Below are 7,832 nucleotides of genomic sequence, written 5' to 3'. Positions count from 1 at the left end.
AGAGGCTTCAAGGCGCGAATTATTTAATTATTAATTATTAATTATTCGGTAAAAATCAAAAATCAAATCAATTATTATCCATAAATTATCAATTATTTCTTTCTGTTGCCTGTTGCCAGATGAGCTGTTGCCTCTTTTCTGGAGATCTCTAATGGGACTTTCATAAATCTATTTCATGGAGGAATTAGTTCAGTCATATCATGTCCGCTGGTATCGGAGCCTGTAAACCCAAGAGTGAATATCTACAGGAAATTTAAGTTTTTTCTTGCTCTTAAGTATTCCTGCCAGATGAGCTGTTGCCAGATGAGCTGTTGCCTACCTTTGCTATACAAGACCGATGCTACCAGAGATGATATCAGAGAGACATTTTCTTGATTGAAATAGTTTTAACCAATCGAATATCATCTAATAGGAAGAGAAATAATAAACTCCGTGCCTTCACCCAATTTTGACTTACAGGTAATTGTCCCCTCATGTTTTTCCGTGATAATTTGCTTGGCGATCGCCATCCCCAGTCCAGTTCCCTTGCTGACCTCATTGTTGGTAAATCCCTGCTCAAAAATCTGGGCTTGGGTCTCGGGTTCCATACCACAGCCATTATCTTGAATGCAAACCTGAACCTGCTCATATCCTAGCATTTTCGTCTCAATTGTGATCCGATTCAGGTCAGCTTTGATTTCAGCAAAAGTTTTGCCTTTATTGGCTTCATCAATGGCATCAATGGCGTTAGCAAGCAGATGCAGAAAAACCTGATTAAGCTGTCCTGGAAAACAATAAATTTCAGGAATATCACCGTAATTCTTCACGATTTCTATTGCTTGCCGTTCTTCGTTGCTTTTAGTGCGGTGCTTGAGAATGATCAAGGTTCTATCTATCCCATCATGCAAATTAAATTCAACTTTGTGGTCTCGATCGTCGCGAAAAAAAGTTCTCAGACTATTGCTAACTTCACAGAGGCGATCAAGGCCTAAGTCCATTGAATTAATGAGTTTGGGTAGATCTTCACGAACCAACTCCAAATCCACTGCTTCGAGTTCATCTTGAATATGGGTTCCATTCCTGGGGCATTCTTGCAGTAGAAAATCAATTAGACCAAATAACTTCTGCACGTAAGTCCTAGCAAGCTCAATATTCACCTTGATGAAGTCTGTTGGATTATTGATTTGATGGACAATTCCTGCCATTAATTCGTCCAAAAATGCCATTTTTTCAGCTTGAATTAACTGAAGTTGTGTGGTTTTTATCTGGTGATATTGGACTTGTAAATCTTGATTGCTCCGGAGTAATTTTTGGTTTTTATCAGTCAGTTGTATGGTCTGGTGATAAAGCCGTTGCCGGAGATGATAGATTTCAATATGGGTAGCAATACGAACTAAAATTTCTTCGCGTTGGAATGGCTTGGTAATATAGTCAATACCCCCAACATCAAATGCTTTGACTTTATCTAAAGCCCGATCAAGTGCACTGATAAAAATAATGGGAATATCTTGGGTTTCCGAACACGATTTAATTGCTTGACAAAGGGCGTAACCGTCCATGTCTGGCATCATCACATCGAGTACAATCAAATCTGGTTGGGGCGTTTGTATCACTAACTCTAGAGCCTTTTTGCCATTTTTTGCTGCCACAATTGCATAATCATTTTTGAGAATTTCCAGCAGAATATAGATGTTTTGGGGATCGTCGTCAACGATCAACACTTTAGATTTTGCTAGATTTGTTTGAGTATGGCCGATCATAGGGTTGAACTTACTATTTTTGACGATTTTTTTCTACTCTGTATAGATACAAAAGCAAAGGCAAGTTAAGTGCCTGAATTTGTTATGGATCTATTTGTGCGATTAAATCTTGGAGTTGTATTAGCGCGGCATCCGTATCAAAATCAAAGACCGCTTTTTGCAGCAGTTGAATTCCAACACTATATGGCGTTCCTTGGGTGGCTTCATTTAAATCTTTGAGTTGTTCAAATCCTGCTGCAATATCGTTTTGCAAAAGATTTTCCAGTTCTTGAAGACGATTCTTCAGAACTTGCGATTCTATCGGATCGGCTTGAGCGATCGCACCTGTAGAAATATCGACAGATGGCTCTAGCTTCCCGAGGGAATTCATCACGACTGCAAAGCATTGGCTGAAGGTTTGCATTAAATATGGCAGTGCTTCGGTTCGGGAATTGTTCTGCAAAGATTTCTCTAGGGCAGAAGCAGCTACAAACAAATCTTTGGCTCCGATATTGCCTGCGGTGCCTTTGATAGTATGAACTTGATTCCGAGCGGTAGTGTAGTCTGTCGCCGTGATTGTAGCTTGGATATTTGCTAGGGTATTTTGGTTCTGTTCGCGAAACTGCCACAAAATATGGCGGTAGGCATTGATATTTCCCCCAATACGATGAACGCCTGCTTCGACATCAACCCCCGCCAAAACAAGTGACTCCTCGGCAGCAAGTGCCAAAGGAGAGGAAGAGATTGCATCAGGAACGGTAAGTTGTGCCGTCGTGTTGCCGTCTATTTCTTCATTAGGCGGTTTTAGCCAACGGTTAAGGGTTTGAAAAACATGATTAGGATCGATGGGTTTTGTGATATGATCGTTCATGCCTGCTTGTAGACTCAAGTCGCGATCGCCAATCATGGCATGGGCTGTCATGGCAATGACGGTCAAATCAGCAAAGCGCTTACTATCAGGACAATCCGATTTACCCAAGGCTCGGATACGTCGTGTGGCTTCAAGACCATCCATGTCTGGCATTTGAATATCCATCAACACTGCATCGTAATGATTGTGTTGCACAGCTGCCAATGCCTCCAGACCATTATTTGCGGTATCAATACTCGCACCCGCTCCTATCAATAGTTCTCGGGCGATTTGCTGATTGATTTCGTTGTCTTCCACCAGCAATATCTTATAGCCCGAAAGAGAATCACAATCTACAGCAACAGAGAAGTCGCAAGCAATATTGTTCCCAGATTTCGCAACAACATCAGAGCAGAAAGTCTTCACAAGAGTATCGTAGAGCGCCGAACGATTGACGGGCTTTGATAAACAATCCTCAGCACCCACTTGTTCGGCACGCTGCTTTATATCCATTTGCCCGTGGCCGGTAATGAGCAGAATCCGAGGCTGGTGGAACAGTGGAGCAGCACGGATGCGTTGAATCAACTCAATACCATCGATCCCGTCGGACATCTGCCAGTCTGTCACCACCAATTGATAGGAGTTCTCGGTCACTTGCAGAGCTTCTAGTGCTTCTTTTCCAGAAGCAACGGTGTCAACCTGTAGAGAAAATGATTGCAAAAGCTCCTGGAGAATGTTGCGCGCTGCCGGACTATCATCGACGATCAACGCTTTTATACCTTTTAGTCCTGCGGGTGGGGTGAAATTTACCAGGGTAGTTGATGCTGTTTCAAACACTGCCCAGAATTTAAAGTTGCTGCCTTTACCGAGCTGGCTTTCCACCCAAATCTCACCGTCCATCAAGTTGACCAAGCGTTTGCAAATGGCTAAACCCAAGCCAGTTCCCCCATATTTACGCGTGGTCGAGTCATCTGCTTGACTGAAGCGGCGAAACAGTCCCTTGCACTGGTCTTGGGTAAGGCCGATCCCCGTGTCCCGAACGGAAAACTCCACCTTAACGCCATCGTCTCGATATTCTCGCAAAACAAGCTGAACAATCACCTGGCCAACTTCCGTAAATTTGACAGCATTACTGATCAGGTTCAGAAGTAGTTGCTCTAATCGCAGTGGATCGCCCTTTAGAGAATTTGGGATCTCTGGATCTATACCGATCAAGAATTCGAGACCTTTTTGTTCTGCGCGTAAGCTGACTAGATTGGATACATTTTGCAGAACTGCGTCAAGCTCAAAATCTATTTTTTCTAGTGCTAGCTTCCCTGCTTCAATTTTTGAAAAATCAAGAATATCGTTAATCAGGCGCAGGAGGGATTTACCGGAGCTTTGGATTTTCTGCATATAGTCAGTCTGTTGACTATTGAGGTCTGTCTGCAATGCCAAGTGACTCAAACCCAAAATCGCATTCATCGGGGTTCTAATTTCGTGGCTCATTACTGCCAAAAAATTGCTTTTTGCCGCGTTGGCCGATTCGGCTAACTCGCGCGCATCTTCTAGCTGCCTGGCTCGTGCCTGTTCCGTTTCTCGCAGCTGATCGAGTTCGAGCAATTCATATTTAAATAGGTTCAGGATGCTTAAGATGCCATCGAATTCCAAGTCGTAGCGACCTTGCTCGATTTCGTAGTCTCCCTGACGCGAGCGCAGATATTCCACTGCTAAAGTTATTTTCTGTAAGGGTTGAAGAATTGAATTGCGAACGTAGAAAATCAAAAGCAACACCAGAGTAATACCTGCTATGATCGTAAACACGGTCATGATATTGAGGAATGTCACTAAGCGGTTGAGGGAGTTTTTACTTTTCTCAACTTGTTCCCGAGCAGTTTCCGAGAGACTTTCTAGCAATTTTTCGGCTTCTTGGTAGTTGCGACGCTCCAAGTTTTCGATGGTTTGGAGGGCCTGTTCGCGATTATTTCCTTGGTAGGTCTTGAGAATACTTTCTCCTTCTGTTTTCAGCTCGTTAAAGAGACGATAGATCTCTTTGAGCTTAATTGTTTCCTGTTTTTTTTGCTCCAGAGCACGGAGATTTTCAAAGGTAATTTCAAAATCCAGAGCATACTCAAAAAACTCCCGTTTGGCATCCGGATCGTTAAGGATGAAGCGGTTCAAGGCTGCCAGCATATTGCCAGCGAGTTCTGACAGTTCCAGATAGTAACGGACTCCTGGAAGGTCATCGCGCACCACCTGCTCGAAACTCTTAGATTTTCCAGCATCAGCCAGTTCTTCCTCTTTGAGCTGCTGCAAAAGCTTTTCCATGGGTGCACCTACATTTTTCAGTAGGGTACTGATGCGCTGACTGGCTTTGCGATCAGCACTGGGATCGTAGCCCCTAAACACTTTTTTCTCTGATTCTTGCCGGAAATCTTCAATCAGTCTGTCCAAGCGGTCCCAGTCTCGCTTACGAGTGTTGCGAATTTTGATGGAAACGCTATCTCTAAATTCTAGCAACTCACTATAGTTTTTGAAGTATTCTTGTTCTTCTTCTTCCTCGCCAAGAACGTACTCTAACAAATTACCACTCATAGCACCTAATTCTTCAAGCATACTAATGGTGCCTACCGCTTTGGGAACCTCTACTTCTAGAACTTGCTGGGTGGATTTTTTGACTTGGTAACTAAAAAATAGAACGGCAATAGAAACGCCACTAATCACCATAAATATTAAGAAGAAGATAAAGTTTAGCCGAACGACAACGGAACGCTTCTTTTTCAATACTTGTTCTTGTAATCTTGCCAAATAACTGGGAGATGTTGGCTGGGTAAGGTTCGGATAAATTGCTTTTGTCATGAGAGTCCAATTTAATCAATAACTGCTTTAGCGGTCGTTAAGTTGAGGTTTTTGGCAATGGTATATTATACCAAATTATCAATATTTGCTACAAATAGATAGGATATTTCTTAGAGGTCAGGAGTCAGGAGTCAGGAGTCAGAATGAATGACTTCAATACCATTTTTTGATCATAAGTTCTCTTTTTAATCAAAAGGACATCTCCTATAAATTATTTTGATTACCCTTATTATTCGTAACATTCTTTTTTTAAATTGGTATTATACCTCTGGGGCTATCAACAGTATTAAAATAATTAGACAAAGTGAGACACAATTAGACATTTACTGTGATACACTAGATTTATGTCTAACTTATTAACTATATATGAAACAGCAGAACTGCGCTTAAGTGCCAACAAAAACAATAATTATGAAATCCTTTAAAACTAAGCTTAAACTTAACAATCAGCAAAAAACAATACTTGCCAAACACGCAGGTGTTGCTCGTCATGCTTATAATTGGGGGTTGGCCACTTGCATAAAAGAGTACGAAGAAACGAAAAAACGCCCAAGCGCCATCACCCTGCATAAGCGTTTAGTAGCTGAAGTAAAATCAATTAATCCTTGGTATTATGAGGTGTCTAAATGTGCCCCAAGGGCAAGCATTAAGAGATTTAGACAGAGCATTTAAAAACTTTCTAACTATTCCGAGCCGTGGATTTCCAACCTTTAAGAAAAAAGGTAGAAAAGACAGCTTTTATTTAGAAGGAAGTATTAAGATTATTCAAGGAAACTACATACAACTACCAAGAATAGGAATAGTAAAAACTTATGAAATTTTACCCTCATACAGAGTAAAAAACGTCACCATCGCCTCTTTCAGAGGAGCTTCGCTAACAAAAAAAGCAGATAGTTGGTACATCAGTTTCAAGTACAATTTTGAACCATACCCAACAGAAAAAATTGGAGAAACTATAGGTGTAGATATAGGCATAAATACATTAGCAACTTGTTCTGAGGGCAGTAAATTTACTAATGTCAAAGCCTACAAGCAAGCCAAAAAACAATTAGTTCGTCATCAACGTGCAGTCAGTAAAAAAGTTATTGGTTCCCAAAACAGACGCAAAGCAGTAAAAAAACTAGCAAAACTCCACAAAAAAGTAGCCGATATCAGAGCAGATGCACTACATAAACTCACAACATGGTTGGCTAAAAACCACAGCACCATAGTAATAGAAGATTTGAATGTAAGTGGAATGCTCAAAAATCACAACCCACCCCTCTAGCTCCCCTCCCGGGAGGGGATGGGGGTGGGTGCTGATTGTGGCTTTTATGAGTTTAAACGTCAACTTACATACAAATGTGAATGGTACGGCAGTAAATTAGTCATAGCTGATAGATTTTATCCAAGTTCTCAAATATGTTCAAACTGTGGTCATCAACAGAAAATGCCGTTAAACTTGAGAACTTATGAGTGTAGTCAATGCGGTTTTGAAACTGACAGAGATTTTAATGCTGCTGTAAACCTGAAAAACTATGTGAATTAGTAGCTTGAGAACAAGAGCGAATTTAAGCCTGTGGAGAAGATAAGTTGCAGACTGCGGTCAGTGGTCTTCTGTGTTTGCGCAGCATTCCGTAGGAAAACAGGAAGCTAGCTCCAAAGCTCATGCGATAGCTTACGCTTAACCGGAGGTTATCATGTATGGGTAAGTTTGGGTAAGTTTAGTAGAACGGAAATTAAAATTTAACAACCTTTAGGAATTTCAGTTTAATTATCGGAGATGAGTAGTCCTGCATGGTAATGGTGAGGATATATATTTTTGGCGTTGCTGAAGCGCGTGTATGATATTAATCCTAATTACTTAGGAGTCAACCCACCCGCGGGCCCCTCCCAGGAGACAGGGCTGTTTGATTCTCGATAGACACGGAGACGCACCAGACACACCAGACACGGGGATGGAGGCTTTTAAGCGGCGTTGAACCAAATATTCTCTCAGAGCAAAAAGGACGCTTATTGGCGCTCAAAATCGGCAAATTTTGGCAAATTTCACTGTTCCACTATCCCCTCATCTCCCACTCTCCCTAAATACTTAATCTACAATACTTTAAAACAGCCCTGCTCCCAGGAGGGGAACGACTGAGTCATATCATGTCCGGTAGCATCGGTATTGTAAAAGGGTAAGAATTCAGAATTTAGAATTTAGAATTTAGAATTCATAAATTTGGGATGAAAGCTTTATTATTCTTGGAATTAAGGGTATTAATCCCGAAACAACTTAAATTTCCTGTAGATATTCACCCTTTGGTTTACACAAACGATACCAGCGGACATGATATTAGGAGAGAAGAAAGAAGAAGAAACCCCGAGTAGAAGGAGAAAGTTTTTTGCTCGCCCTCTTATCCGGGCATGATATCATACCTCAAATCAACAAAGCCATATTTTTT

At 41.4% G+C, this 7,832-nt stretch carries 5 protein-coding genes; 3 read left to right on the top strand and 2 right to left on the bottom strand.

What is annotated here, in order from left to right:
• Window positions 1–401: 401 nt before the first annotated feature.
• Both F6K15_RS36915 and F6K15_RS36910 read right to left on the bottom strand, forming a co-directional pair.
• Entirely contained in the window at window positions 402–1,739 is a 1,338-nt protein-coding gene (locus F6K15_RS36915; RefSeq protein ID WP_293070963.1) for a response regulator, read from the bottom strand.
• Window positions 1,740–1,821: 82 nt separating this feature from the next.
• Complete coding sequence (locus tag F6K15_RS36910; protein WP_293070961.1) at window positions 1,822–5,406, bottom strand: response regulator; 3,585 nt, start codon at window positions 5,404–5,406, stop codon at window positions 1,822–1,824.
• Between the two features lie 411 nt (window positions 5,407–5,817).
• Between F6K15_RS36910 and F6K15_RS36905 the strand changes: the two genes are divergently transcribed.
• Genes F6K15_RS36905 through F6K15_RS36895 form a run of 3 tightly spaced genes read left to right on the top strand, consistent with a single transcriptional unit; the run spans window position 5,818 to window position 6,934 of the window.
• The gene (locus F6K15_RS36905; RefSeq protein ID WP_293070959.1) at window positions 5,818–6,078 is read left to right on the top strand and encodes a helix-turn-helix domain-containing protein; all 261 of its coding nucleotides are present in this window, start codon (window positions 5,818–5,820) and stop codon (window positions 6,076–6,078) included.
• Window positions 6,035–6,673 carry a transposase gene (locus F6K15_RS36900; protein ID WP_293070957.1) on the top strand — a complete coding sequence of 213 codons (639 nt, stop codon included), beginning with the start codon at window positions 6,035–6,037 and terminating at the stop codon, window positions 6,671–6,673. Before F6K15_RS36905 ends, F6K15_RS36900 begins: the two co-directional genes overlap by 44 nt.
• Before the next feature lie 18 nt (window positions 6,674–6,691).
• Entirely contained in the window at window positions 6,692–6,934 is a 243-nt protein-coding gene (locus F6K15_RS36895) for a zinc ribbon domain-containing protein (RefSeq protein WP_293070955.1), read from the top strand.
• Window positions 6,935–7,832: the final 898 nt, after the last annotated feature.

Source organism: Okeania sp. SIO2B3, from assembly GCF_010672525.1.
Taxonomy (GTDB): domain Bacteria; phylum Cyanobacteriota; class Cyanobacteriia; order Cyanobacteriales; family Microcoleaceae; genus Okeania.
The sequence above is the reverse complement of the archived record's forward strand: the minus strand, read 5'-3'. Positions and strand labels throughout refer to the sequence as shown.

What these genes read in the sequence shown, in the direction of transcription:
- F6K15_RS36915 (WP_293070963.1), bottom strand. Translation starts at nt 1,739, where the DNA reads ATGATCGGCCATACTCAAACAAATCTAGCAAAATCTAAAGTGTTGATC.
- F6K15_RS36910 (WP_293070961.1), bottom strand. Translation starts at nt 5,406, where the DNA reads ATGACAAAAGCAATTTATCCGAACCTTACCCAGCCAACATCTCCCAGT.
- F6K15_RS36905 (WP_293070959.1), top strand. Translation starts at nt 5,818, where the DNA reads ATGAAATCCTTTAAAACTAAGCTTAAACTTAACAATCAGCAAAAAACA.
- F6K15_RS36895 (WP_293070955.1), top strand. Translation starts at nt 6,692, where the DNA reads ATGGGGGTGGGTGCTGATTGTGGCTTTTATGAGTTTAAACGTCAACTT.